Annotated in this window: 24 protein-coding genes; 10 read left to right on the plus strand and 14 right to left on the minus strand. The window is 71.6% G+C overall.

The annotated features are described in order from the left end of the window. Positions 1 to 5: 5 nt before the first annotated feature. Positions 6 to 674 (plus strand): hypothetical protein, encoded by a 669-nt coding sequence (locus tag KVF89_RS04160; RefSeq protein WP_257423620.1) that lies wholly within the window; start codon positions 6 to 8, stop codon positions 672 to 674. Positions 675 to 714: 40 nt separating this feature from the next. On the opposite strand, the gene KVF89_RS04165 is transcribed toward KVF89_RS04160, so the two are convergent. Further along, positions 715 to 1,725 (minus strand): aldo/keto reductase family protein, encoded by a 1,011-nt coding sequence (locus KVF89_RS04165; RefSeq protein WP_257423621.1) that lies wholly within the window; start codon positions 1,723 to 1,725, stop codon positions 715 to 717. 52 nt (positions 1,726 to 1,777) lie between these two features. Between KVF89_RS04165 and KVF89_RS04170 the strand changes: the two genes are divergently transcribed. The 3 genes from KVF89_RS04170 to KVF89_RS04180 are packed head-to-tail and all read left to right on the plus strand — an operon-like array spanning position 1,778 to position 3,324. Further along, complete coding sequence (locus tag KVF89_RS04170) at positions 1,778 to 2,317, plus strand: GNAT family N-acetyltransferase (RefSeq protein WP_257423623.1); 540 nt, start codon at positions 1,778 to 1,780, stop codon at positions 2,315 to 2,317. 6 nt (positions 2,318 to 2,323) lie between these two features. Beyond that, the gene (locus KVF89_RS04175; RefSeq protein ID WP_257423626.1) at positions 2,324 to 3,022 is read left to right on the plus strand and encodes an AzlC family ABC transporter permease; all 699 of its coding nucleotides are present in this window, start codon (positions 2,324 to 2,326) and stop codon (positions 3,020 to 3,022) included. Beyond that, positions 3,019 to 3,324 carry an AzlD domain-containing protein gene (locus KVF89_RS04180; RefSeq protein ID WP_257423628.1) on the plus strand — a complete coding sequence of 102 codons (306 nt, stop codon included), beginning with the start codon at positions 3,019 to 3,021 and terminating at the stop codon, positions 3,322 to 3,324. Before KVF89_RS04175 ends, KVF89_RS04180 begins: the two co-directional genes overlap by 4 nt. Positions 3,325 to 3,489: 165 nt before the next feature. On the opposite strand, the gene dapB is transcribed toward KVF89_RS04180, so the two are convergent. After that, the gene (gene dapB / locus KVF89_RS04185; protein ID WP_257423844.1) at positions 3,490 to 4,227 is read right to left on the minus strand and encodes a 4-hydroxy-tetrahydrodipicolinate reductase; all 738 of its coding nucleotides are present in this window, start codon (positions 4,225 to 4,227) and stop codon (positions 3,490 to 3,492) included. Between the two features lie 90 nt (positions 4,228 to 4,317). Between dapB and KVF89_RS04190 the strand changes: the two genes are divergently transcribed. Next, positions 4,318 to 4,833, plus strand: a complete 516-nt coding sequence (locus KVF89_RS04190) for a class I SAM-dependent methyltransferase (protein ID WP_257423629.1) — start codon at positions 4,318 to 4,320, stop codon at positions 4,831 to 4,833. Between the two features lie 226 nt (positions 4,834 to 5,059). Further along, positions 5,060 to 6,856: a BCCT family transporter gene (locus tag KVF89_RS04195; protein ID WP_257423631.1), complete on the plus strand. Its 1,797-nt coding sequence runs from the start codon at positions 5,060 to 5,062 to the stop codon at positions 6,854 to 6,856. Positions 6,857 to 6,955: 99 nt separating this feature from the next. Here KVF89_RS04195 and KVF89_RS04200 read toward each other — a convergent pair whose 3' ends face one another. Beyond that, the gene (locus KVF89_RS04200) at positions 6,956 to 8,281 is read right to left on the minus strand and encodes a M16 family metallopeptidase (RefSeq protein ID WP_257423632.1); all 1,326 of its coding nucleotides are present in this window, start codon (positions 8,279 to 8,281) and stop codon (positions 6,956 to 6,958) included. A gap of 99 nt (positions 8,282 to 8,380) precedes the next feature. Here KVF89_RS04200 and KVF89_RS04205 point away from each other — a divergent pair, with 99 nt between their 5' ends. Next, positions 8,381 to 8,761 (plus strand): hypothetical protein, encoded by a 381-nt coding sequence (locus KVF89_RS04205; RefSeq protein WP_257423634.1) that lies wholly within the window; start codon positions 8,381 to 8,383, stop codon positions 8,759 to 8,761. Continuing rightward, positions 8,758 to 9,912: a hypothetical protein gene (locus KVF89_RS04210; protein ID WP_257423636.1), complete on the plus strand. Its 1,155-nt coding sequence runs from the start codon at positions 8,758 to 8,760 to the stop codon at positions 9,910 to 9,912. Before KVF89_RS04205 ends, KVF89_RS04210 begins: the two co-directional genes overlap by 4 nt. Before the next feature lie 74 nt (positions 9,913 to 9,986). On the opposite strand, the gene KVF89_RS04215 is transcribed toward KVF89_RS04210, so the two are convergent. Continuing rightward, positions 9,987 to 12,218 (minus strand): polyribonucleotide nucleotidyltransferase, encoded by a 2,232-nt coding sequence (locus tag KVF89_RS04215; protein WP_257423638.1) that lies wholly within the window; start codon positions 12,216 to 12,218, stop codon positions 9,987 to 9,989. A 257-nt stretch (positions 12,219 to 12,475) separates the two neighbouring features. Then, the gene (gene rpsO / locus KVF89_RS04220; protein ID WP_257423640.1) at positions 12,476 to 12,751 is read right to left on the minus strand and encodes a 30S ribosomal protein S15; all 276 of its coding nucleotides are present in this window, start codon (positions 12,749 to 12,751) and stop codon (positions 12,476 to 12,478) included. A gap of 141 nt (positions 12,752 to 12,892) precedes the next feature. Between rpsO and KVF89_RS04225 the strand changes: the two genes are divergently transcribed. Beyond that, positions 12,893 to 15,013, plus strand: a complete 2,121-nt coding sequence (locus KVF89_RS04225) for a molybdopterin-dependent oxidoreductase (RefSeq protein ID WP_257423641.1) — start codon at positions 12,893 to 12,895, stop codon at positions 15,011 to 15,013. Positions 15,014 to 15,019: 6 nt separating this feature from the next. Continuing rightward, positions 15,020 to 15,442, plus strand: a complete 423-nt coding sequence (gene arfB / locus KVF89_RS04230; RefSeq protein WP_257423643.1) for an alternative ribosome rescue aminoacyl-tRNA hydrolase ArfB — start codon at positions 15,020 to 15,022, stop codon at positions 15,440 to 15,442. 38 nt (positions 15,443 to 15,480) lie between these two features. Here arfB and KVF89_RS04235 read toward each other — a convergent pair whose 3' ends face one another. The 9 genes from KVF89_RS04235 to rimP all read right to left on the minus strand — a co-directional run bounded on the left by KVF89_RS04235 (position 15,481) and on the right by rimP (position 24,823). Beyond that, complete coding sequence (locus KVF89_RS04235; protein WP_257423645.1) at positions 15,481 to 16,434, minus strand: nucleoside hydrolase; 954 nt, start codon at positions 16,432 to 16,434, stop codon at positions 15,481 to 15,483. Continuing rightward, complete coding sequence (locus KVF89_RS04240; protein ID WP_257423646.1) at positions 16,431 to 17,372, minus strand: hypothetical protein; 942 nt, start codon at positions 17,370 to 17,372, stop codon at positions 16,431 to 16,433. Before KVF89_RS04240 ends, KVF89_RS04235 begins: the two co-directional genes overlap by 4 nt. Positions 17,373 to 17,385: 13 nt before the next feature. Further along, positions 17,386 to 18,345 (minus strand): bifunctional riboflavin kinase/FAD synthetase, encoded by a 960-nt coding sequence (locus KVF89_RS04245; protein WP_257423649.1) that lies wholly within the window; start codon positions 18,343 to 18,345, stop codon positions 17,386 to 17,388. A 38-nt stretch (positions 18,346 to 18,383) separates the two neighbouring features. Next, positions 18,384 to 19,253: a tRNA pseudouridine(55) synthase TruB gene (gene truB / locus KVF89_RS04250; protein ID WP_257423651.1), complete on the minus strand. Its 870-nt coding sequence runs from the start codon at positions 19,251 to 19,253 to the stop codon at positions 18,384 to 18,386. Beyond that, the gene (gene rbfA / locus KVF89_RS04255; protein ID WP_257423653.1) at positions 19,250 to 19,717 is read right to left on the minus strand and encodes a 30S ribosome-binding factor RbfA; all 468 of its coding nucleotides are present in this window, start codon (positions 19,715 to 19,717) and stop codon (positions 19,250 to 19,252) included. The genes truB and rbfA overlap by 4 nt, the downstream gene beginning before the upstream one ends. A 190-nt stretch (positions 19,718 to 19,907) precedes the next feature. After that, the gene (gene infB / locus KVF89_RS04260) at positions 19,908 to 22,799 is read right to left on the minus strand and encodes a translation initiation factor IF-2 (RefSeq protein ID WP_257423654.1); all 2,892 of its coding nucleotides are present in this window, start codon (positions 22,797 to 22,799) and stop codon (positions 19,908 to 19,910) included. 93 nt (positions 22,800 to 22,892) lie between these two features. After that, complete coding sequence (locus KVF89_RS04265) at positions 22,893 to 23,264, minus strand: YlxR family protein (RefSeq protein WP_308212702.1); 372 nt, start codon at positions 23,262 to 23,264, stop codon at positions 22,893 to 22,895. Between the two features lie 72 nt (positions 23,265 to 23,336). Beyond that, positions 23,337 to 24,305, minus strand: a complete 969-nt coding sequence (gene nusA, locus KVF89_RS04270; RefSeq protein WP_257423658.1) for a transcription termination factor NusA — start codon at positions 24,303 to 24,305, stop codon at positions 23,337 to 23,339. Further along, positions 24,305 to 24,823 (minus strand): ribosome maturation factor RimP, encoded by a 519-nt coding sequence (rimP, locus tag KVF89_RS04275; protein WP_257423661.1) that lies wholly within the window; start codon positions 24,821 to 24,823, stop codon positions 24,305 to 24,307. Before rimP ends, nusA begins: the two co-directional genes overlap by 1 nt. Between the last annotated feature and the right edge of the window lie 31 nt (positions 24,824 to 24,854).

Here is a 24,854-nt window from a genome sequence, read left to right on the forward strand (position 1 = left end):
TCGGCGTGAAGGTCATCGCCGCGCTGCACACGCCCGGTTCCGCCCTGCTCGACCCCGCGTTCCGCGCGGAGGTCGCCGCGACCGGCGCGACCCGGCTCCAGGTCAACGTCGACGACGACGCCGTCGCGCCCGCGATGCGGTTCGGCCCCGGCGTGCCGATCACGGCGGTGGTGTCGGTGTGGACCGACAGTGATCCGGCGCCACTCGTCGACGTCGTACGCCGGCACGACCCGGACGCGCACGCCTGGTCCGTCGACGAGCGCGAGCCGCTGGTCCCGCCCGCGGTGCCGGACGGTGAGCGCGTCGACGCGCTGGCCAACCTGGCCTTCCTGCGTCGGCCGGAGGCGATGCCGCACGCGGTGTGGCTGGCCGACTGGCTGGAGCGGCACACGCAGGTGGCGATCGACACCCAGGGCACCTTCGGGTACGTCCAGAACCCGGTCACGGCGCACCTCACGCCCGGCGGCGCCGACGTGGCCGGGATCGTCGAGGAGCTGTTCCCGATGGCCGCGCTGACCGACCACCACGCCTTCTACGGCAGCGGTGGCGACGAGGAGGAGCTCCAGCGTCGGTTCACGACGCTGATGGACAGCTGCGCCCGCTTCGGCGCCGCCGACGGCCTGGACCTGGTGCCGACCAGCCGCTACCTGTTCGCGCTCCGCCCCGGCTCCTAGGGCGCGGCACCTTATCCGGCGCCGTATAAGGAGCCACACCCTAGCCCAGGACCTCCGAACGGCGTGGCGACCGGGTCAGCGCGGGATCGGTCGTGACGACTCCGTCGAGCACGCGGTCGATGGCGGCCATGGTCTCCGTGTCGAGCCGCACCCCCGCCGCCTTCACGTTCTCGGTGACCTGCTCGGGGCGGCTGGCGCCGATGATGGCGGCGGAGACGTTGTCGTTCTGCAGCACCCAGGCGACGGCGAGCTGGGCGAGCGAGAGCCCCGCCGCGTCCGCGATCGGCTGCAGCTGCTGCACCCGCTCGAGGACGTCGTCGCGCAGCCAGCGGCTGATGTCGTTGGCACCACCCTTCTCGTCGGTCGCACGAGAGCCGGGCGGCGGGGCCTGGCCGGGGCGGTACTTGCCGGTGAGCACGCCCTGCGCGATCGGCGACCAGACGATCTGACCGATGCCGAGCTCCTGGGAGGTGGGCACCACCTCGGCCTCGATCACGCGCCAGAGCATGGAGTACTGCGGCTGATTGGAGATCAGCGGCACCCGCAGCTCACGGGCCAGCTCGGCGGCCGCTCGGATCTCCTCGGCACGCCACTCCGAGACGCCGATGTAGAGCGCCTTGCCCGACCGGACGACGTCGGCGAACGCCACCATCGTCTCCTCCAGCGGCGTCTCGTGGTCGAAGCGATGGGCCTGGTAGAGGTCGACGTAGTCGGTGCCGAGCCGGCGCAGCGAGCCGTCGATCGACTCCATGATGTGCTTGCGGGAAAGGCCGTGGTCGTTGTGCCTGCCCGGACCGGTCGGCCAGAAGACCTTCGTGAAGATCTCCAGCCCCTCGCGGCGCTCCCCCGCCAGGGCTCTGCCGAGCACGGTCTCCGCGGCGGTGTTGGCGTAGACGTCGGCGGTGTCGAAGGTCGTGATCCCCTCGTCGAGCGCGCGACGCACGCAGGCCAGCGCGCCGTCCTCCTCGACCTGGGAGCCGTGGGTGATCCAGTTGCCGTAGGCGATGGCCGAGATGCGGAGGCCACTCGCCCCGAGGTTGCGAATCTCCATGGGTCGACCCTAGTGCGCCGGGCCACACCGGCGCCCTGCCACACTGGCCGGCATGGTCGCTGCTGACGTCTCCGTTCGGGTCGCCTGGCCGGCGGACTCCGCCGGGATCGCCGCGGTCCAGCTCCGGGCCTGGCGTGAGAGGTACGACGACGGGCTGGCCGTCCTCGCCGAGCGCGGGCTCGATCCCGCCACCTTGGCGAGCGCCTGGCAGCAGTCGCTCGCCCGACCGCCGGAGGCCCGGCACCGAGCACTGGTGGCGCTGGCGCACGACCGGGTGGTCGGCTTCGCGGTGACCGGCCCCAACCCGGACCCGGACGCCGACGGGGCCGCGGACGGTGAGATGGCGGAGTTCACCGTCGACCCTCAGGAGACGCGCACCGGTCACGGCTCCCGCCTGCTCCAGGCCTGCGTCGACACCCTCGTCGCCGACGGGTTCACCCGCGCCGTGTGCTGGCTCGACGCGACCGACGACGTCTTCCGCTCCTTCCTCGCCGATGCCGGCTGGGCACCCGACGGCGCGAGCCGCGAGCTCGCCGACGAGGCCGGGACCGGATCGGTCAAGCAGGTCCGGCTCCACACCGCACTCACCTGACGCCCGATGGGCACGGACCAGGACGCCCGGCGGGCCGTCGTACGCGACAGCCTGGGGGTCGCGATCGCGACCGGCACCTACGGTCTGAGCTTCGGCGCCGTGGGGGTGGCCTCCGGGCTGGATGTCGCGCAGACCTGCGCGCTGTCGCTGGTCATGTTCACCGGGGCCTCGCAGTTCGCACTGGTCGGCGTGCTGGGATCGGGTGGGACGCCGCTGGCCGGAGCGCTCACGGCACTCCTGCTCGGCACTCGGAACACCCTCTACGGCCTGCGGATGGCCCCGCTGCTCGGCTACCGCGGCTGGCGGCGGCTCACGGCCGCCCACGTGCTCATCGACGAGTCGACGGCGATGAGCGTCACCCGCCCTGACCGGGACCTGGCCCGCACCGGCTTCCTCACCACCGGCCTGACCATCTTCGTGCTGTGGAACCTGACCACCCTCGTGGGGGCGGTCGCCGGCGAGCGGCTCGGCGACCCGCGGGACCTCGGCCTCGACGCCGCCGTGGGTGCGGCCTTCCTGGCCCTGCTGTGGCCGCGGCTGAGCACGCCCGTCCTGCGGGTGACCGCCGTGCTGGCCTCCCTGGTCGCGGCGGGCGCGGTGACGGTGACCCCGGCCGGCGTACCGGTCCTCGTGGCCGCCGGCGTCGCCGTCCTGGTCGCGGTGCTGACGCCTCGTCGTCCGCCGCCACCGGAGGAGGCGCCGTGATCTGGTGGGCCGTCCTCGGCGCCGGCGTCGGCTGCTACCTGCTCAAGCTCGCCGGCCTCTCCGTCCCGGCCCGGGTGCTCGGCAATCCGCTCGTCGCCCGGATCGCCGACCTGATCCCCGTCGCCCTGCTCGCGGCCCTGGTGACGGTCCAGGTGCTGGCCGCCCCGGAGGGACGGGCCCTGACCCTCGACGCCCGGCTGTTCGCCCTCGGTGTGGCCGTCCTGCTGCTGCTCGCCCGGGCGCCGTTCCTGGTCGTCGTGTTCGGCTCGGCGGCCGCGGCGGCCCTCGTCAGGCTGCTGTAGCCCGTGCCGCCGGCCGGCAGCGTGGCGCCGCGGTCGGCAGGGTGGGACCCGCACGGCGCCCCGGCCGGCAGCGTGGCGCCCGCGCGCAGCGCATCGAGTGGCGCCCGCGGTCCGAGCGAAGCGAGGACCGTGCGGTGTCGCTCGATAGGCGACACGCTCGGCCCATCAAAACAGGAAGTGCTCCAGGCCGACGGTGAGGCCGGGGAACGAGCCGATCCGGCGCACGCCGGTGAGCACGCCGGGGGTGAACGAGACCCGGTCCAGGGAGTCGTGCCGGATGGTGAGGGTCTCCCCCAGCCCACCGAGGATGACCTCCTGGTGCGCGACCAGCCCGCGCACCCGCACGCTGTGCACACGGACCCCGTCGACGTCGGCGCCCCGCGCTCCCTCGAGCCCGGTGCTCGTGGCGTCCGGGACCGGCGGGCTGCCGGCCTCCCGACGGGCGGCGGCGATCAGCTCGGCCGTGCGGCCGGCCGTTCCGCTGGGCGCGTCGGCCTTGGTCGGGTGATGCAGCTCGACGACCTCGACCGACTCGAAGAACGGCGCGGCGACGGCGGAGAACCGCATCATCAAGATCGCGCCGATGGAGAAGTTGGGGGCGATGAGGACACCGGTGCCGGGGCTGTCGGCGAGCCATCCGCGCAGCGTGTCGAGGCGGCCCTCGTCGAAGCCCGTCGTGCCGACGACGGCGTGGATCCCGTTCTCGATGCAGTGGCGCAGGTTGTCCATCACCACGTCGGGATGGGTGAAGTCGACGACCACACGCGTGCCGCTCTCGGCCAGCGAGGTGATCGGGTCGCCCTGGTCGACACCGACGGTGAAGTCCAGGTCGTCGGCGCCCTGGACCGCCTTGACGACCTCGGCCCCGACCTTGCCTCGGGCCCCGAGAACCCCCACTCGCAGGCGCTCTCCCGCTGCCTGATCCGCGACACGTGAACTCACGGCACCAAGGTAGTGCGTCGCCCCGGGTCACGTTCTGGCAGGCTGACCCCCATGGTGAACAAGATCCCGGCCCGGATCCGGTGGGCGGTGGACTTCATGGACGTCCAGCCCAACGACCACGTGCTGGAGATCGGCTGTGGCAACGGCGCTGCCGCAGACCTGATCTGCCGCCGCCTCGAGGGCAAGGGAAAGATGTTCGCCATCGACCGCTCCGAGGCGGGCGTCGACCGCACCAAGGCCCGCTGCGCCGAGCACATCACCGCCGGCAAGCTGACCGTGCGCCAGATCGACCTGGCCACGCTGCGGGTGCCGGTCAAGCGCCTCACCAAGGTGTTCGCCTTCGACGTCAACCTGTTCTGGGTGCGCGACGCCCACGAGGAGATCGCCCTCCTCCACGAGCGGCTGATGCCCGGGGGCTCGGTCAACCTGTTCTTCGACGCGAGCCGTCCCGAGCAGGTGCCCGACATCCTCGCCAAGGCCTCCGCGCAGCTGCGCGACAGCGGCTTCCGCGTCTACATCGTGGACTCGAAGATGCCGCCGGTGATCGGCATCATCGGGAGGCGCTGAGCGCTCCGCGAGCGCCGGGTGCCGGCTCTCGATTGGCCGGGACCAGGCCATCTGTTGTTAACCTGCTGGGGCAGCATGCCCGCTTCGGGCTGGCCTGTCTCTCGGAGAGTCTCGAACTCGACGTGACCGCGTGGCGACTGCTCCACGCCGTCACGTCGGGCCCGCGCCCTTCGAGGAACCCGCCGGAAACGGACATGCGTCCTGACCGGCGAGACCCTGGAGAGACGTGACCCAGACTTCCAGCACGACCCCGAGCAAGAGCCCCACCTCCCGAGCCGCCGAGCTCGCCGACGCGCTGAGCACACCGGCGGCGGACGTCGTCCCCCACCCGGCGCTGGACCAGGCCGTCGAGGCGGACGGTGCCGCACGGCGCGGCCTCGACCCGCTGGTGTTCGGCACCGCCGCCGCCGTGAGCATCGCCTTCGTCGTGTGGGGCCTGCTGAGCACCACCTCGCTCGGCACCGCGTCCGGCAAGGCGCTGGAGTGGGTGATGACGAACACAGGCTGGCTGTTCGTGCTGACCTCCAGCGGCTTCGTCGTGTTCGTGATCTGGCTGGCGATGAGCAAGTACGGCACCATCCCGCTGGGCCGCGACGACGAGGAGCCGGAGTTCCGCACCACCTCGTGGATCGCGATGATGTTCAGTGCGGGCATGGGCATCGGTCTCATGTTCTACGGCGTGAGCGAGCCGCTCTCGCACTTCGTCACCCCGCCACCCGGCACCGGTGGCGACCCGGACGCCGCCGCGCAGACCGCCATGGCGACGACGATGTTCCACTGGACCCTGCACCCGTGGGCGATCTACGCGGTCGTCGGCCTCGCCATCGCGTACGGCGTCTATCGCAAGGGCCGCGTCCAGCTGATCTCCGCCGCCTTCGCCCCGCTGCTCGGCAAGCGCGCCTCCGGCGGCGCCGGCAAGGTGATCGACATGTTCGCGATCTTCGCGACCCTGTTCGGCTCGGCCACCTCGCTGGGCCTGGGCGCCCTCCAGATCAGCAGCGGGCTCGAGATCGTCGGTGACGTCGGCCCGCTCGGCAACGGCGCTCTCGTCGTGATCATCACCGTGCTGACCGTCGCGTTCGTCCTGTCCGCGGTCTCCGGCGTCGCCAAGGGCATCCAGTGGCTCTCGAACATCAACATGGTGCTCGCCCTCGTCCTCGCGCTGTTCCTGTTCGTGGTCGGACCGACCGTGTTCATCCTCAACCTGGTGCCGACCTCACTCGGCAGCTACGTCCAGGACCTCGCCATGATGGCGGCCCGCACCGGCGCCGAAGGCGCCGACACCGAGGCCTGGCTGGGCGGCTGGACCGTCTTCTACTGGGCGTGGTGGCTGTCGTGGACACCGTTCGTCGGCATGTTCATCGCGCGCATCTCGCGCGGGCGCACCATCCGCCAGTTCGTCACCGGCGTGCTGCTCGTCCCGAGCGTCGTCAGCGTGATCTGGTTCTGCATCCTCGGTGGCACCGCCATCGACCTGCAGCGTGACGGCACGGACATCGCCGACGCCGGCGGCCTCGAGGCCCAGCTCTTCGGCACCCTCGACGCGCTCCCCCTCGCAACCCTCGCCAGCATCCTGGTCATGCTGCTGGTGGCGATCTTCTTCGTGTCCGGCGCCGATGCGGCGTCGATCGTGATGGGCAGCCTGTCCGAACGCGGCACGACCGAGCCCCGGCGCGCGGTCGTCATCTTCTGGGGTGTCGCGACGGGCGCGGTCGCCGCGGTGATGCTGCTCGCCGGTGGAGAGGATGCGCTGACCGGTCTACAGACGATCACCATCGTGGCGGCGCTGCCGTTCGTGCTGATCATGATCGGCCTCGCCGCCTCCCTCGTCCGCGAGCTGCGGCACGATCCGATGGTCGTGCGCCGCAAGTACGGCGAGGAGGCGGTCGAGCAGGCCGTCATCACGGGCGTCACCGAGCACGGCGACGACTTCGTGCTCTCCATCGAGCCGGTCGACCCCGAGCCGGAGGCTGAGCCGGAGGCTGAGCCGGAGCCCGGCCTGGAGCCGGAGCGCGTGACCTGAGGTTGGTGGGTTCAACTACCGAGTTCGTCGTCGGACCGGCCTGGTCGCGACAACTTCGGTAGTTGAACCGCGCCCTCAGGCGCGCTCGCGCCGGCCGGCTCAGGCCGGCCCGACGAGCGCGAGCAGCTCGGGCCGGCCGAAGACCTCCGCGGCGACCTCGCGGACCTCGTCGAGGGTGACCGCCTCGATCCGGGCGATCACCTCGTCGATGCCGAGCACCTCGCCGTTGACGAGCTCGTTCTTGCCCAGCCGCATCATCCGCGAGCCGGAGTCCTCCAGGCCGAGGATCATCCCGCCGACGAGCTGGCCCTTGCCGCGGCTCAGCTCCTCCTCGGTGATCCCGTCCGCCGCGATCAGGCGCAGCTGGTCGCGGACCACGGCCAGCACCTCGTCGGTGCGGTCGGGCAGGCAGCCCACCGCTACGCCCACGAGACCGGAGTCGGCGTAGTGGCTGGCGAAGGAGTAGACGGAGTACGCCAGCCCGCGCAGCTCGCGGACCTCCTGGAACAGCCGGCTGGAGGTGCCGCCGCCCAGGGCGGTGTTGAGCACCCCGAGGGCGTAGCGGCGGTCGTCGTCGCGGGTCAGGCCCTCGCGGCCGATGACCAGGTTGACCTGCTCGAAGGGCCGGTCGACCCGGCCCTCGCCCGGGCCGACCTTGGGCCGACGGCGGGCGGTCGTCGTCCGCGCGGGAGCCGGAGCGGCCTGGGTCTCGAGCCAGCCGTGGCGTCCGAACGCCTTCTTCACCGCGCGTACGACGGCGGCGTGGTCGAGCGCCCCGGCCACCGAGATCACGGTGTTGCTCGGCGCGTAGTGCCGTCGGTAGAAGCGCTTGATCTGAGCCGGGGTCATCGCCTCGATCGAGCCGGTGGTGCCGGCGATCGGCCGTCCCAGCGCCGAGTCCGCGCCCCAGGCCAGCTCGGCGAGCAGGTTCTGGACGACGTCGTCCGGGTCGTCGTCGTGCATGGCGATCTCGTCGAGGATGACGTCGCGCTCGGCGTCGACGTCGTGGGTCGCGATGACCGATCCGGTGATCATGTCGCCGAGCACGTCGACGGCCAGGGGCAGGTCGTCGGAGAGCACCCGCGCGTGGAAGCAGGTGTACTCCTTCGCGGTGAACGCGTTGAACTCACCGCCCACCGCGTCGAGCTCGATCGAGATGTCGAGGGCCGAGCGCTCCGTGGTGCCCTTGAACAGCAGGTGCTCGAGGAAGTGGGAGGCACCGTGGGTGGTGGCCCTCTCGTCGCGGGAGCCGACGCCGACCCACACCCCGATGGAGGCGGAGCGGGCGCCCGCCATCTGCTCGGTGACGATGCGCAGCCCGGACGGGAGCCGGGTGCGGCGGACGTGGGAGACGACGAGTCCGTCGGCTCCGGTGACCGTGTGCACGGTCCTGGTGATGGCGCCGGACGACGCACGAGCCTGCATGGTCCTGACGGTACCCAAGCGTTTGGGAACGAGCGCCATCGGGAAGCCGTCTCACGGGCGGCCAGCGGGCCCGCTCGCAAGCAGAGGAGTCACGGTCCCATGGCTGAGTCGGTCAAGATGCAGTTCGAGGTCCTCTACCGGGCGGGGACCAAGAGCTTCCCCGACCAGGCCGCCGACCTCGCCGCGGCACTCGACGGCATCGGCGCGGTCCACCAGCAGTGGTACGAGCCGACGGTCCGTGCCGGGTCACCGCCCGCGCTCGCCCAGGCACTCGAGATCAACCGAACGGTGTACGGCCTGCTCCGCCGGGCTGTGCTGTCCTTCCAGGACGCCGCGTCGGCGGTGGTCCTGATCACCAAGGACTTCCAGGCCAGGGACGCCGAAGCGCGCGACGCCATGCATGCCTTGGGCATCAAGGAGTCGGACATCCAGGCCCCGCCCATGGCGGCGCCTCCCACGTTCGGCCAGGCGACGTCGTGACCCGGCCGGACGGTGGTGGCGGTGGGATCTCCTTCGACTACAGCGACCAGCGCTTCGAGACCGTCACCGACGAGATCGAGGACCTGCTCGCCGACCTGATGGGCATCGAGGCCGCCGCGGAGATGTTCCGCACCCACCTCGTGAGCCTCAAGCTGCACCACGAAGGCGAGCAGGTGGCGCCCACCGTGCGGCCGATCAGCCTGCCGGCCAGCAAGCCCTTCACCGTCTACCCCATCCTGCCCGAGCCGCCCTTCGACACGTCGGGCGACCAACAGTCCTACCAGGACTGGATCAACGAGGCGTACGCCGCGGGTGCCCAGTCCGCGGCGGGAACCGGCGCCTGGCTGCGCTCGATCATGGACAACTTCCACCTGGTCGACGCCGAGGCGCTGATCAACGGGGCCGACCAGCAGGCAGGCCTGGTGATCCAGCACGGGACCACGCTCACCGCCAACCTCGGCGAGGTCAACGCGGCGCTCGCCGACGAGTGGGACTGGGACGGCGACTCGATGGACGCCTTCTTCACGTGGGTCGCGGTTGCCGACGCCGCTCCGGCGGCGATGCTGCTGTTCGCCTACGCGGCGCAGTCGAGCGTCGCGAAGGCCGGTGCCGCGATCGGCGCGACCCAGGAGGCGATGATGCAGCAGGCGGAGAACGCCCGCGATGCGCTCAAGGCGACCATCAAGGCCTGGCGCGACGACGCCGACGCCTTCCCGTTCCCGCCGGGCTCGGGCTGGACGTTCAAGGACATCGGGACCGAGATCGGGGGCGTGATCGAGAGCAAGGTCCAGGCCCTCTCCGACACCCTTCCGGACCTGGGTCCGCTCGGCAACCTCGGCAAGGACTGGGCCCTCGACAAGGTCACGGGCACGCTGATCTCCAAGATCCCCGCGGTCAAGCCGGCCACCCTCACCTACAAGATCCTCACCACGCTCGAGGCGAACGAGGTCGAGGTCGAGAAGCAGCCGACGGCCCAGGTCATCATCGACACGGTCGAGCAGACGTTCCGCGACATCGCGAAGGAGGGCGACGCAGCGGTCACCACCGCGGGCGAGGGGATGGCCGCGCTCGCCGCATCCCTCCACGACGCCGACCAGCTCGTGATGCCCCGCCCCGACCCCACTCCCGCCGGCCACTACGAGCGCGACTGAGCCTCCCGCCGGCCACTACGGAACGAGGGGGTGGCCGCCCGTAGGCGGCCACCCCCTCGTGGCGTCTCAGCGACTCACTCGGAGTCGGTCGACTCCTCGGCCTCAGCGGACTCGCCGCCCTCGGCCTCCTCGACAACGGGGATGAGCGAGAGCTTGCCGCGGTCGTCGATCTCGGCGATCTCGACCTGGATCTTCTGGCCCACCGCGACGACGTCCTCGACGTTCTCGACGCGCTTGCCGCCGGCGAGGCCACGCAGCTTGCTGATGTGCAGCAGGCCGTCCTTGCCGGGCATGAGCGCGATGAAGGCGCCGAAGTTGGTCGTCTTGACGACCGTGCCGAGGTAGCGCTCGCCGACCTCGGGCATGGTCGGGTTCGCGATCGCGTTGATCGCCGCCCGGGCCGCCTCGGCAGCCTCGCCGTTGGTCGCGCCGATGTAGACGGTGCCGTCGTCCTCGATGGAGATCGAGGCGCCGGTGTCGTCCTGCAGCTGGTTGATCACCTTGCCCTTGGGCCCGATGACCTCGCCGATCTTGTCGACGGGCACCTTGACGGTGATGATCCGCGGCGCGTGGATCGACATCTCCTCGGGGCCGTCGATGGCCTCGGCCATGACCTCGAGGATGGCCAGGCGCGCGTCGCGAGCCTGGTTGAGGGCCTTGGCCAGGACCTCGGCCGGGATGCCGTCGAGCTTGGTGTCGAGCTGCAGCGCGGTGACGAACTCCTTGGTGCCGGCGACCTTGAAGTCCATGTCGCCGAAGGCGTCCTCGGCGCCGAGGATGTCGGTCAGCGCGACATACTCGAGCTTGCCGTCGATCTCGCCCGAGATCAGGCCCATCGCGATGCCGGCGACGGAGGCCTTCAGCGGCACACCGGCCTGGAGCAGCGCCAGCGTGGACGCACAGACCGAGCCCATCGAGGTGGAGCCGTTGGAGCCCATCGCCTCGGAGAGCTGACGGATCGCGTAGGGGAACTCCTCACGGCTCGGCAGCACCGGCAGCAGCGCCCGGCGCGCGAGCGCCCCGTGGCCGACCTCGCGGCGCTTCGGCGAGCCGACGCGACCGGTCTCACCGGTGGAGAACGGCGGGAAGATGTACTTGTGCATGTAGCGGCGGTGCTTCTCCGGGGAGAGCGTGTCGAGCTGCTGCTCCATCTTGAGCATGTCGAGGGTCGTGACACCCAGGATCTGGGTCTCGCCACGCTCGAACAGCGCGGAGCCGTGCACCCGCGGGACGACGTCGACCTCGGCGTGCAGGGGACGGATGTCGGCGAGGCCGCGGCCGTCGATGCGGACCTTGTCGCGCAGCACGCGCTCCCGGACGACCTGCTTGTTGAGCGAGCGGAACGCCGCGCCGATCTCCTTCTCCCGGCCCTCGAACTGACCGGCCAGCTTGTCGAGCACCTCGGCCTTGAGCTCGTCGGTGCGCGCCTCGCGCTCCTGCTTGTCGCCGATGGTCATCGCCTCGGTCAGGTCGGCCTTGGCGGCCGCCTCGACGGCCTCGAAGACGTCGTCCTCGTAGTCGAGGAAGATCGGGAACTCCTGGATCGGCTTGGCGGCCACGTTGGCGAGCTCGACCTGGGCCTCGACCAGCTGCTTGATGAACGGCTTGGCAGCGTCCAGACCGCCGGCGACGATCTCCTCGGTCGGCGCCTGCGCGCCGGAGGTGACCAGGCCCCACGACTGCTCCGTGGCCTCGGCCTCGACCATCATGATGGCGACGTCACCGGTCTCGGTGACCCGGCCGGCGACGACCATGTCGAAGACGGCGTTCTCGAGCTGGCTGTGCGTCGGGAAGGCGACCCACTGGCCGTCGATCAGGGCGACCCGGGTCGCGCCGACGGGACCGGAGAACGGCAGGCCGGAGAGCTGGGTCGACATGGACGCGGCGTTGATCGCGAGCACGTCGTACGGCGCGTCCGGGTTGAGCGCCATGACGGTGATGACGACCTGGACCTCGTTGCGCAGGCCCTTCTTGAAGGTCGGGCGCAGCGGCCGGTCGATGAGGCGGCAGGTGAGGATGGCGTCCTCGCCCGGACGACCCTCGCTGCGGAAGAAGGAGCCGGGGATCTTGCCCGCGGCGTACATCCGCTCCTCGACGTCGATCGTCAGGGGGAAGAAGTCGAAGTGGTCCTTGGGGTGCTTCCCGGCGGTCGTCGCCGAGAGCAGCATGGTGTCGTCGTCGAGGTAGGCGGTCACCGAACCGGCGGCCTGGCGGGCCAGGAGGCCCGTCTCGAACTTGACGGTGCGGGTGCCGAACTTGCCGTTGTCGAGAACGGTCTCGACGGCGGAGATGACGGGTTCAGTCAACAGTTTTCTCTTATTCGTACGTGCAGGGCACGCTGCCCCGCGGGAATGGACTTGTTGTCACCGGCCAGAGTAACGACCAACACAGGGAAATGCAGAACGGACGACCCCGAGGGTCGCCCGTTCAAGAGCATTTCCGTCGTCCGGCGCGTGCGGCTCCAAGGCGCGGGCCCGAAGGCGGCCGTCGAGCGAAGCGGGCCGTCGAGGGCCCGCAACGCCGGAGGGGTCTGAGCGAAGCGGCCCCCGCCGGACGGCGGAAATCAGCGGCGCAGGCCGAGGCGCTCGACAATGGAGCGGTAGCGCTCGATCTCGGTCTTCTTCAGATAGTTGAGAAGACGACGGCGCTGGCCGACGAGGAGCAGCAGGCCACGACGGCTGTGGTGGTCGTGCTTGTGCTGCTTGAGGTGCTCGGTCAGGTGGCTGATGCGGTGCGAGAGAAGCGCGATCTGCACCTCGGGCGAACCCGTGTCGCCCTCGGCGGTGGCGTACTCCGCGATGATCTTCTTCTTGGTCTCAGCGTCGGTACCGACTGCCATGGGGACTCCTTGTTCGCTCGTTGCGCGGCGCCCCAGCCTGAAATCCTGGAGCTCTCTTAGTCCGCGGCCGTTCTGACGGCAACCGCACAAGGCTAACAGCGGTGGTCACAGGGGGCCGAATCGCTGTGCGACGATGCCAGCGTGGAGACACGGACCGGCGTGTGCAACCTGTGCGAGGCCACCTGCGGCCTGCTGCTGACCATCGACCCGACGGTCGACGGTGGCCGGGTGACCGGCGTCCGCGGCAACCCCGCAGACCCGCTCTCCCGCGGCCACATCTGCCCCAAGGGCGTCGCCCTCGGTGACATCCACGCCGACCCGGACCGGCTGCGCCGTCCGGTACGACGCGTCGGCGACGGCGCCGACGCACGGTTCGAGGAGATCGGCTGGGACGAGGCGCTCGACCTGGTCGCCGACCGACTCGCGGCCACGGTCGACGACCACGGGGAGGACGCGCTGGCGATCTACCTCGGCAACCCCAACGTCCACAGCCTCGGCGCGATGACCCACGGCGTCGCGCTGGCGCAGTCGTTCCGGACGCGCAACAAGTTCAGCGCGACCTCGGTCGACCAGCTCCCCCACCAGGTGATCGGCTACCTGCTCTACGGCCATCAGCTGCTGCTGCCGGTGCCCGACATCGACCGGACCTCCTACTTCCTGGTGCTCGGCGCCAACCCGATGGCGTCCAACGGCTCGCTGATGACGGTGCCGGACTTCCCCGGACGGCTGCGCGAGCTGCATGCCCGCGGCGGCCGGATGGTCGTGCTCGATCCCCGGCGCACCGAGACCGCGAAGGTCGCCGACGAGCACCACTTCGTGCGGCCCGGCACCGATGCCTGGGTGCTGCTCGCCCTGCTGCACGTGCTCTTCGCCGAGGGCCGCACCCACCCTCCGTCGTACGTCGACGGGCTGGCGGCCGTCGAGGAGCTGGTCGCCGGCTTCACCCCGGAGCTGGCCGAGCAGGCGAGCGGCGTACCGGCGGACGAGATCCGCCGGATCGCGCGGGACTTCGCGGCGGCAGACGGCGCGGCGGCATACGGCCGGATCGGTGTGTCGACCCAGGAGTTCGGGACCTTGTGCCAGTGGGCGGTCCAGATGATCAACCTGGTCACCGGGAACCTCGACCGCGAGGGCGGGGTGCTGCTGACGACCCCGGCGATCGACGCGATCGGGCGGGGGCTGATCGGTCGGGGGCACCACGACCGCTACCGCTCGCGCGTGCGGCAGGCGCCCGAGTTCGGCGGCGAGCTCCCGGTCTCGGTGCTGCGCGAGGAGATCGAGACCCCCGGTGACGGACAGGTGCGGGCGCTGCTCACCGTCGCCGGCAACCCGGTGCTCTCGACACCGGACGGGGTCGCGCTGGACCGGGCGATCCGGGGGCTCGACTTCTACGCCGCGATCGACCTCTACATCAACGAGACGACCCGCCATGCGGACGTGATCCTGCCGCCGACCTCCCTGCTGGAGCGCGACCACTACGACCTGGTCTTCCACCTGCTGGCGGTGCGCAACACCGCACGGTTCACGCCGGCGGTGTTCCCGAAGGGCCGCGACCAGCGCCACGACTGGGAGATCTTCCGCGACCTCTACCTGCGGGTGACCCGGCGTCGGCGGCGGAAGCCGCCGCTGAAGCGCCGGATCACGGCCGCGGCCCGGATGCGGCTGAGCCCGACCTTCCTGATCGGCACGCTGCTGCGGACCGGCCGCTCGCAGACGACGCTGACCGAGCTGCGCCGCCACCCCGAGGGTGTCGACCTCGGGCCGCTGCGCCCCGGACAGCTGCCCGACCGACTGCGGACCCGGGACCACCGGATCGACGCCGTCCCCGCCCTCGTCACCGACGACATCGCCCGGCTGCGTGAGCAGGCACTCCCCCGCGACGGCGAGCTGCTGCTCATCGGCCGCCGCCACCAGCGCGACTGCAACTCGTGGATGCACAACACCGACCGGCTCACCCGCGGCAAGGCCCGCCACCAGCTGCTCATGCACCCCGCCGACCTCGACGCCCGCGGGCTCGCCGACGGCGCCGTCGTCACGGTCCGCTCCCGGGTCGGCGAGGTGACGGTGGAGGTGGCGGCGACCGAGGACGTGATGCCCGGCGTGGTCTCCCTCCCCCACGGCTACGGCCACGGCCGTGCCGGGGCCCGCCTCGGCATCGCCGCCGGTGTCGCGGGCGTCTCGATCAACGACCTCACCGATCCCGAGCGGCTCGACGTGTCGGGCAACGCGGCGCTGTCCGGCGTGCCCGTGACGGTGTCCTAGGCACCGGTGGACCTCGTCGTCGCGCCCGGGCCGGGGATTCCGGCAGGCCTGGTCATCCCTGCCCCGGAGCTGGTCGAGCGGTTCTCCCGCTCCCCCGGTCCGGGAGGACAGTCGGTCAACACGACCGACAGCCGGGTCGAGCTGGTCTGGGACCCGGCCGCCTCCGGCGTGCTCACCGACACCCAGCGCTCACGGCTGCTCACCCGGATCGACGGGCCGATCAGCGTGGTCGCCCACGAGCACCGGTCCCAGCACCGCAACCGGGTGGCCGCTCGAGAGCGCCTCGCCGCCCGGGTCCGCGAGCTCCTGGCCCCGCCCCCGCCGAGCCGACGCGCCACCAGGCCCACCCGCGGCTCGAAGGAGAGGCGACTCGACGCCAAGCGCCGCCGCGGGCAGACCAAGCAGCTGCGCGGTCGCATCGAAGACTGAGCGGACGACACGACGAGGTCGTCGCGCCACCTCGCGCGCTACTCCGACCGAGCCGGCCGACTCCCCAGTGTCGCGCAGAGCAGGTCGACGTAGCGGTCCTTGTCGGCGCGGACCGCTACCGACATCCGGCCGAGGGACTCGTCGGCCTCGGCCGCGAAGCGCGTGGCACCGTACGTCGCCGGGTCGGATCGCTCCACGCGTACCCCGGCGCGCAGCGTGGTGAGCAGATCGGGGTCGACCAGCGCGGCCACGGCGAGCGGGTCGTGCAGCGGCGCTCCCCCGAGCGCGGCCATCGCCGCGTCCCGGCGGTACCAGTCGATCCGGGCGGCGACGAAGGAGGCGGCGGCCGCTCCGGCCGGTGTGCCGAGCGCGCGCAGCCGGGCGACGTCCACCGTTGTCAGCGGGGCCGAGAACGTCGCGTCCATCGTCACGAGCAGCACGTCGCGGAAGCGCGCCGTGAGGACGTCGGCGGCGGCCTCGGGGTCGCACCACACGTTCCGCTCGGCGTACGGCGTCACGCCGGCTTCGCGGTGGGTGCCACCGAGCACGACCAGCCGGCCCACCGAGCCGGTGATCGACCGGTCGGCCGCCAGCGCCGCGGCGAGGTTCGTGAGCGGTCCGGTCGCGACCAGCGCCACGGGTTCCGTGGCCGCCCGCAGCGTGGCGACGAGCCACTCGACCGCGTCGCCGCCCGCGGCGGCTGTCGGCGCCGGCAGGTCGAGGGTCGGCGGCAGGTCGGCCCGTCCGGACGGGAGCGGCTCGAGCCGCGGCCGGACCGGCTCATTGCGGCCCGGGTGGACGCCGACGCCGCCGCGGTCCACGAGGTCGAGCACCCGCAGCGTGTTGTCGGTGGTGTGCCGGACGTCGTGGTTGCCCCAGACCGTGGTCACGCCGAGCAGGTCGAGGCGCGGATGCAGTGCGGCGAGCAGGATGGCGACGGCATCGTCGGTGCCGGTGTCGCAGTCGAGCACGACGGGCAGCCGCGTGCTCACCGCCCTGCCCCGTCGGGCTCGCCGGTCACATCGGTCACATCGGGCGCGTCGTCGCGCAGGGCCCGGTACGCCGAGCGGGCGGTGACCGCGCTCTCCAGCTCGCGCAGCACCACGGAGAAGAACTGGGTCCGGTACATCTCGTCGGTGACGGCGTACACGGTGAAGTAGAGCCCGCTGAACGCCGCCAGGAAGGTCGACACCCGCAGCAGCTCGAGGCTGAGCCGGTCGCCGAGCCAGTCGCCGACCGGGCCGTCGGGCGGGTGCAGCGCGCCACCCGTCCACTGGCTCACGACGGACGGCTCCATCGCGACGACACCGAACACGATGAAGAACGCGAACACCGCGAGGGCGAGCAGCAGCACCTGGACGGCCTGGGCGACGAGCAGCACCAGGAGCAGGTTGACCCGCTCCAGGCCCCGCAGGCCGGCGTCGACGGTGTCCAGCTCCTCCGGGAGCCGGGTGAGCAGGAAGCCGACCGCGATCGCGGCGAAGAGCAGGACCGCGACCCACAGCACACCGCCGTCGAGGCTGGCCGCGACCTGCCACACCTCGGCGTTGATGAACAGGAACGTGATGAACAGCAGGAGCAGCGGCAGCGCCCGGGTCACCAGCGGAAGGACGAGGCCGAAGGAGCGGAGTGTGCGCCGCACCGCCCAGCCGACGATCAGCCAGGCCCGCAGTGTCGCCGTGGCGTAGACGGCGGCCACGATGCCGGCGACGGTGAGACCGCCGCCGACCCCGGCGGCCGCCCCGAGCCCGGCCGCGACGCCGCAGCCGCCCGCGATGCCGAGCAGGACCGCCGCCGCGAGGACGCCGACGAGGCGACCACGGCCCAGGCCGCGAGCCACCCCGGCTCGCACGTCATCGACGAAGTAGGGCAGCCCGTGGTCGACGAACCACCCTTCGGCGACGGCGACGTCGTCCTGCGCACCGGTCATGTCGGACAGCCCGTCAGTCCGCGAGGATCGCCCGCGCCCGGTCGACGTCGTCGGCCATCGCGGTCAGCAGGTCCTCCACCGAGTCGAAGCGCACCATGCCCCGCAGTCGCTCGACGAAGGCGACCTCGACCTCCCGACCGTAGAGCTCGAGGTCGGTGCGGTCGAGCACGTACGACTCGACCCGGCGCTCGCGCTCCCCGGCGAAGGTCGGGTTGGTGCCGACACTGATCGCCGCCGGGTAGGTCGTACCGTCGTCCGGGCCGTCGAGCAGGGTGAGCCGTCCGGCGTAGACGCCGTCGGCGGGTGCGGCCGCACCCGAGCGGACCGGCACGTTGGCGGTCGGGAAGCCGAGCTCGCGGCCCCGCTTGTCGCCCTCGATGACGATCCCGGTGACGGTGAACGCGCGGCCGAGCGCCTCGGCGGCGCCGGTGACGTCGCCGGCGGCCAGACAGGTCCGGACGTACGTCGACGACCACACCTGGGGGCCACCGTCGAGGCTGACCTCCTCCAGCACGAAGTCGTGCTCGGCACCGGCCGCGCGCAGCAGGTTGCAGTCGCCCGCGGCCCGGTTGCCGAACCGGAAGTTGGCGCCGACGACGACCGCCTTGGCGTGCAGCGTGTCGAGCAGGATCCGGTCGATGAACTCCGCCGGCGTCCAGGCGGCGATGTCGCGGGAGAACGGGATGACGAGCACGTCGTCGATGCCTGCCTCGCCGAGGAGCCGCAGTCTCTGGTCGATGGTGGTGATGGTGGGCGGCGCGTGCTCGGGGCGGAGCACCGCGATCGGGTGGGGGTCGAAGGTCACCGCGACCACGCCGTCGACGGGCGTCGTGGCGCCGACCTCGGCCGCCATCTCGCGCGCTCGCCGGATGACGTGCTGGTGACCGAGGTGCATGCCGTCGAAGTTCCCGATCGTCACGACCGTGCGACCGAGATCGCGGGGCACGTCGGAGAAGTCACGCCACACTCGCACGGCGGCAACTCTCCCACATCGGCGGCGTGGACCGAAGGTCAGCCGACGAAGACGGCCGCCGGTCGGGCGGCCCCGCCCTCGGGACGGTAGAGCGCGAGGAACTCCCCGTCCGGGGCGAAGACCCCGGTGAGCGTGTCGATCGCGAGCGGCAGCGGACGGCCGTAGCGGACGGCCTGCGCCTGTGCCGCGTCGAGGTCCAGCACCGGGAAGGTGGCGCGGGCGGCATCGGCCAGGGGCGTGACGGTGACCTCGTCGAGGTCGGTGACGGCGCCCTCGAGCGTGAACGGCCCGACAGCGGTACGGCGCAGCGCGGTCAGGTGTCCGCCGACGCCGAGCGCGGCGCCGACGTCACGCGCGATGGCCCGGATGTAGGTGCCGCTGGAGCAGCGGACCGTGATGTCGACGTCCAGCCGGTCGTCCACGACCCGCTGGTCGTGGACGTGCAGCGCGTGGACGGTCACCGGTCGTGCCACGAGCTCGACCTGCTCACCGTCGCGCACGCGCTGGTAGGCACGCTTGCCGTCGACCTTGATCGCGCTGACCGCGGTCGGCACCTGGAGGATCTCGCCGACCTGCTTCTCGAACTCGGCCAGGACGAGCTCGGGCGGCAGGTGGCCGGCCGGCGCCTCGGCGACGACCTCGCCCTCCGCGTCGTCCGTGGACGTCGCCGCGCCCAGGCGCACCGTGGCGTCGTACGCCTTCTCGGTGAGCATCAGGTGGCCGAGCAGCCGGGTGGCCCGCTCGACGCCCAGCACGAGCACGCCGGTGGCCATCGGGTCGAGGGTGCCGGCATGGCCCACCTTGCGGGTGCCGACGGCCCGGCGCACCCGCGAGACGACGGCGTGCGAGGTCATGCCGGCGGGCTTGTCGACGACGACGATGCCCGACGGCACGCCGGCGGCGGTCACTCGGCGTCCTCGGCCTCTTCGTCGGGCTCGGCCTCGCGCGGCTTCTTGTACGGGTCGGCCTCGCCCGCCGGCTGGGCACCGGCCCGGGCGGCGGCGACGGCCGCGTCCGCCTCGCGAGCGCGGGCCAGCACCTCGTCGAGATGGCGCGCCGTCTCCGGGACCCCGTCGAACTCGAAGGCCAGGGTCGGGACGTGCCGCATGCCGAGCTGCTTGCCGACCTCGGCGCGCAGCACACCCTTGGCCGACTCCAGCGCGATCGCGGTCGCCTGCAGGTCGGCGTTCTCCCCGAGCACGGTGTAGTAGATGGTGGCGTTCTGCGCGTCGCCGGTGAGGCGGACCTCGGTGATCGTGACGAGGTGCCCACTGTCCTGGCGAAGCCGCGGGTCCTTGATCCGCCGCTCGAGCATCTCGGCGACGATCACCTGGATCCGGTCGGCGATCTTGCGTACCCGCGGGCTGGCCATGGTCGAGTCCTATCAGAAAGTCGTGGCGTGCAGAACCCGACAGCGCTCGCCTCAACCGAAGCGAGCGCCAGCGAGCGAGGCTGACCGCCGGGCCGCGGCCGCATTCGCGAGGTACGAGCGAATCCGGCCGCCTGGCCCGGCGGAACAGCCAATCAGTGCGAGCGAAGCGAGCGCCTCGCCCTTCAGAGCGTCAGCTCCGCGGGATCTCCCGCATCTCGAAGGCCTCGACGATGTCGCCCTCCTTGATGTCCTGGAAGTTCTTGAGCACGAGACCGCACTCGAAGCCCTCCCGGACCTCCGCCGCGTCGTCCTTCTCCCGCTTGAGCGAGGCCAGGTCGATGTTGTCGGCGATGACCGCACCGTCGCGCAGCACCCGGACCTTCGCGTTGCGCCGGATGACGCCGTCGATGACCATGCAGCCCGCGATGTTGCCGATCTTGGAGGAGCGGAAGATCGCGCGGATCTCCGCCTGGCCGAGGGTGTTCTCCTCGTACTCCGGCTTGAGCATGCCCTTGAGGGCCGCCTCGATCTCCTCGATCGCCTGGTAGATGACCGAGTAGTAGCGGATCTCGACGCCCTCCTTCTCGGCCATCTGCCCCGCCTTGCCCTGGGGGCGGACGTTGAAGCCGATGATGATCGCGTCGGATGCGGCAGCCAGGTCGACGTTGGTCTCGGTGATCGCACCGACACCACGGTCGATGACCCGGAGGCTGACCTCCTCGCCCACGTCGATCTGCGCCAGCGCGTCCTCGAGGGCCTCGACCGAACCGGACACGTCGCCCTTGAGGATGAGGTTGAGCTCCTGGCTCTCGCCCTTCTCCATGGAGGCCATGAAGTCCTCGAGGGTACGACGCACGCGGCGCTTGGCCTGCATGGCCGCGCGCTCGCGCGCCTCACGCTTCTCGGCGATCTGACGCGCCATCCGGTCGTCCTCGACCACGATGAAGTTCTGGCCGGCGCCCGGGACGGACGAGAGACCGAGAACCATCGCGGGCCGGGCCGGGTCGGCCTCGGTCAGCTCGTTGCCGTGCTCGTCGAGCATGGCGCGGACGCGACCGTGCGCCGGACCGGCGACGATCGAGTCGCCGACCCGCAGCGTGCCGCGCTGGACCAGGATCGTCGCGACCGGGCCGCGACCACGGTCGAGGTGCGCCTCGACCACGAGACCCTGCGCGTCCTGCACCGGGTTGGCCCGCAGGTCGAGGGACGCGTCGGCCGTGAGCACGACCGCCTCGAGCAGCTTGTCGAGGTTGAGCCCCGCCTTGGCGGACACGTCGACGAACATCGCGTCGCCGCCGTACTCCTCGGGCACCAGGCCGTACTCGGAGAGCTGGCCACGGACCTTGGTCGGGTCCGCGCTCTCCTTGTCGATCTTGTTGACCGCGACCACGATCGGCACGTTGGCCGCCTTGGCGTGGTTGAGCGCCTCGACCGTCTGCGGCATGACGCCGTCGTCGGCCGCGACCACCAGGATGGCGATGTCGGTCGCCTGGGCACCACGGGCACGCATGGCGGTGAACGCCTCGTGACCCGGGGTGTCGATGAAGGTGATCCGGCGGTCATTGCCGTCGACCTCGGTGTGGACCTGGTAGGCACCGATGTGCTGGGTGATGCCACCGGCCTCGCCTGCCACGACGTTGGCGTCGCGGAGCGCGTCGAGGAGCTTGGTCTTTCCGTGGTCGACGTGACCCATGACGGTCACGACGGGCGGGCGGACGACCAGGTCGTCCTCGCTGCCCTCGTCGGCGCCGAACTCGATGTCGAACGACTCGAGCAGCTCGCGGTCCTCGTCCTCCGGGGAGACGACCTCGACGACGTAGTTGAGCTCGTCACCGAGCAGCTCCAGCGTCTCGTCGCCCACCGACTGGGTGGCGGTCACCATCTCACCGAGGTGGAACAGCATCTGCACCAACGAGGCCGCGTCGACGCCGATCTTCTCGGCGAAGTCGGTCAGCGAGGAGCCCCGGGCGAGACGGATCGTCTCGCCGTTGCCCTTGCGGACCCGCATGCCGCCGATCGTCGGGGCCTCCATGGCCTCGAACTCCTGGCGACGCGCCCGCTTGGACTTGCGGCCACGCCGGGCGGGACCGCCCGGGCGACCGAAGGCACCCTGGGTCTGGCCACGCTGACCGGGACGACCACCGCCACCGGGACGACCGCCGCCACCGGGGCCGAAGCCACCGGGGCCACGACCACCGGGAGCACCGGCGCCCGCGCCGGGGCCGCCGCGACCGGGCGCACCGGCCCGACCGGGACCACCCGGGCCACGACCACCGGGACCGGGACGACCGGGACCGCCCGGACCGCCGCGGCCGCCAGGACCACCGGGACCGCCCTGACCGAACGAGCCGGCGGACTTCGGCATCATCGCCGGGTTGGGACGCGGCATGCCGGGACGACCGCCGCCACCCGCGGACGCCGGCGGACGCGGGCCGGCCGGACCGGCCTCGCCCTCGCGCGGCGGCGGAGCGGGACGACGGCCCATGCCCTGGCTGGGTGCGAACGGGTTGTTGCCCGGACGCGGGGTGCCGCTGGGCTTGCCGACCGGTCGCGGCGCGGGGGCCGGGGCCTTCGGCGTCGGAGGCTTCGGCGCGGCCGGCCTGGCCGACGCGGTCGGTGCCTCGGGAGCAGCCGGAGCCGCGGCAGCGGCGGGCTTCTCCTCGACCGGAGCCACCGGCACCTCGGGTGCCTCGGGCACCTCGGACGCGGCGGGAGCCTTGGTCGGCGCCGGGCGCGGGCCCGGCCGGGGGCCACCCGGCCGTGGGGCCGGGCTCTCGGCGGCGGGGGCCTCGGCGGGAGCGGGCGTCGCAGCAGCCGGTGCCTCGGGGGCGGGCGCGGCGTCAGCCTTCTTCGCCGGAGCCTTGGGAGCCGGCTTCGCCGCCTCGCCACCCGGCTCGGCGGCCGGCTTCATCTTCGCGAGGAGGTCGGCTCCATAGGTCGCCTCGAACTTCTTGACGGCAGGAAGCTCGATGCTCGAGGACGCAGTCTTGGCGAACTCTCCGATGTCACTCAGCATCTTGAGCGCATCGGCGCTCTTGATGCCGTACTGCTTCGCGAGTTCGGAAACTCGGGTCTTGGCCACGGTTCTCCTTCTGGCCCAGACCCGGGGTGGATCTCAGACCGTTGGTGGGTGGTGCAGAACGAACTGGCTCATCGCGAGGTACTCATCGAGTGCTCATGAGCTGTTGCTCCAGTCTCTGTCGGTCGGATCGGTCCGAGTTGTCGCTGCCTGGGTGGTGATGTACTCCCCGACCGGCACGTTGGAGAGCCCACCCGCGCCCGGGTTGATCCGGAGCGCGCGGGAGAAGGCCTTCCGCCGTACCGCGAGGTCGTAGCAACCGGTCGTGGGGTGCAGGTGCGCTCCACGCCCCGGCGCGGTGCCGTCGGGATCGGGTACGACGACCGCGTGGCCGTCGGTGCCCGAGCCGGCGGTCACCCGCAACAACTCGCTTCTGCTGGCCCGCTCCCGGCATCCGATGCAGGTCCGGACGGGTCCCGTCACCGGGAGGTCGTCAGGTCGCGCAGGGGAATTCAGTCGGCGTGCCACCAAGGGTCGACTCTACCCGTTGGGTGGCCGACTTCACGAACCGGGACCGGTCCGACGCGACCCGGCGGGGGTCTACGCCTCCTCGTCCGAGTGGATATCGATCCGCCAGCCCGTGAGGCGCGCGGCGAGGCGGGCGTTCTGGCCCTCCTTGCCGATCGCGAGCGACAGCTGGAAGTCGGGGACGACGACCCGCGCCGAGCGGGCGGCCTCGTCGACGACCGTCACCGACTGGACCTGGGCCGGCGAGAGCGCGTTCGCGACCAGCTTCGCCGGCTCGTCGGACCAATCGACGATGTCGATCTTCTCGCCACCCAGCTCGGCCATGACGTTGCGGACCCGCTGGCCCATCGGCCCGATGCAGGCGCCCTTGGCGTTGACGCCGGAGACGGTCGACTTGACCGCGATCTTGGTGCGGTGACCGGCCTCGCGGGCGATCGCGGCGATCTCGACGGTGCCGTCGGCGATCTCGGGGACCTCCAGGGCGAACAGCTTCTTCACCAGGCTGGGGTGCGAGCGCGACAGCGTGACCTGGGGTCCCCGCATGCCCTTGCGGACGGAGATCACGAGGCACTTGATCCGGGTGCCGTGCGCGTAGCTCTCGCCCGGGACCCGCTCGCTGGCGGGCAGGTGCGCCTCGATCCGGCCCAGATCGACGAGCACGTCGTCGGGATTGCGCCCCTGCTGGATGACGCCGGACATGATGTCGCCCTCCTTGCCGGAGAACTCACCGAACTTGATCTCGTCCTCGGCGTCGCGCAGGCGCTGCAGCATGATCTGCTTGGCAGTGGTCGCCGCGATCCGGCCGAAGCCGTCGGGGGTGTCCTCGTACTCGCCGATCTTGGTGCCCTCGGCGTCGAGCTCGGCGGCCAGGACGGTGACGTGCCCGGTCTTGCGGTTCAGCTCGACCCGCGCCTGGGCGACCGAGCCCTCGGTCTTGTGGTACGCGGTGAGCAGCGCCTGCTCGATCGCCTCGACGAGGACGTCGAACTTGATCTCCTTCTCGCGCTCCAGCGTCCGGAGGATGCTGAGGTCGATGTCCATCAGTCGGCGTCCTTGTCAGTCGTGCGGTCTTTGCGGTTGAACTCGATCTGCACCAGCGCCTTGCCCACGTCGCCGTAGGGGACCCGCCGCTCGGCACCGGCGACGTCCAGCACGACGCCGTCGTCGTCGGACGCGCCGATCCGGCCGGTCACGGTCTCGTCGTCGACGAGCGACACCTTGACCAGCCGGCCCTCGTTGCGGCGCCAGTGGCGCGGCAACGTCAGCGGCCGGTCGACCCCGCGGGAGGTGACCTCCAGCGTGTAGGGCAGCTCCCCGAGGGCCTTCGCGGCGCCGTCGGGGCCGTCGTCCTCCAGGACCCGGTCGATCGCCTTGGTCGCCGCGGCGACGTCGTCGAGCGTGAGCCCGCCGTCGGTGTCGACGGCGATCCGCAGCACGCGACGCTTCCCCGCCGGGGTGAGCTCGACGGCCTCCAGATCGAGGCCGAGCTCGGCGAGCGGAGCGACGAGGACGTGCTCGATCCGCTCTGCTGTCGCTCCCTGAGCGGAATGAGTACCCATGGGCGAGTCCTCCCCGTGTCCTGTTGTGGCT

It is taken from the genome of Nocardioides carbamazepini (assembly GCF_024614185.1).
GTDB classification, from domain to species: domain Bacteria; phylum Actinomycetota; class Actinomycetes; order Propionibacteriales; family Nocardioidaceae; genus Nocardioides; species Nocardioides carbamazepini.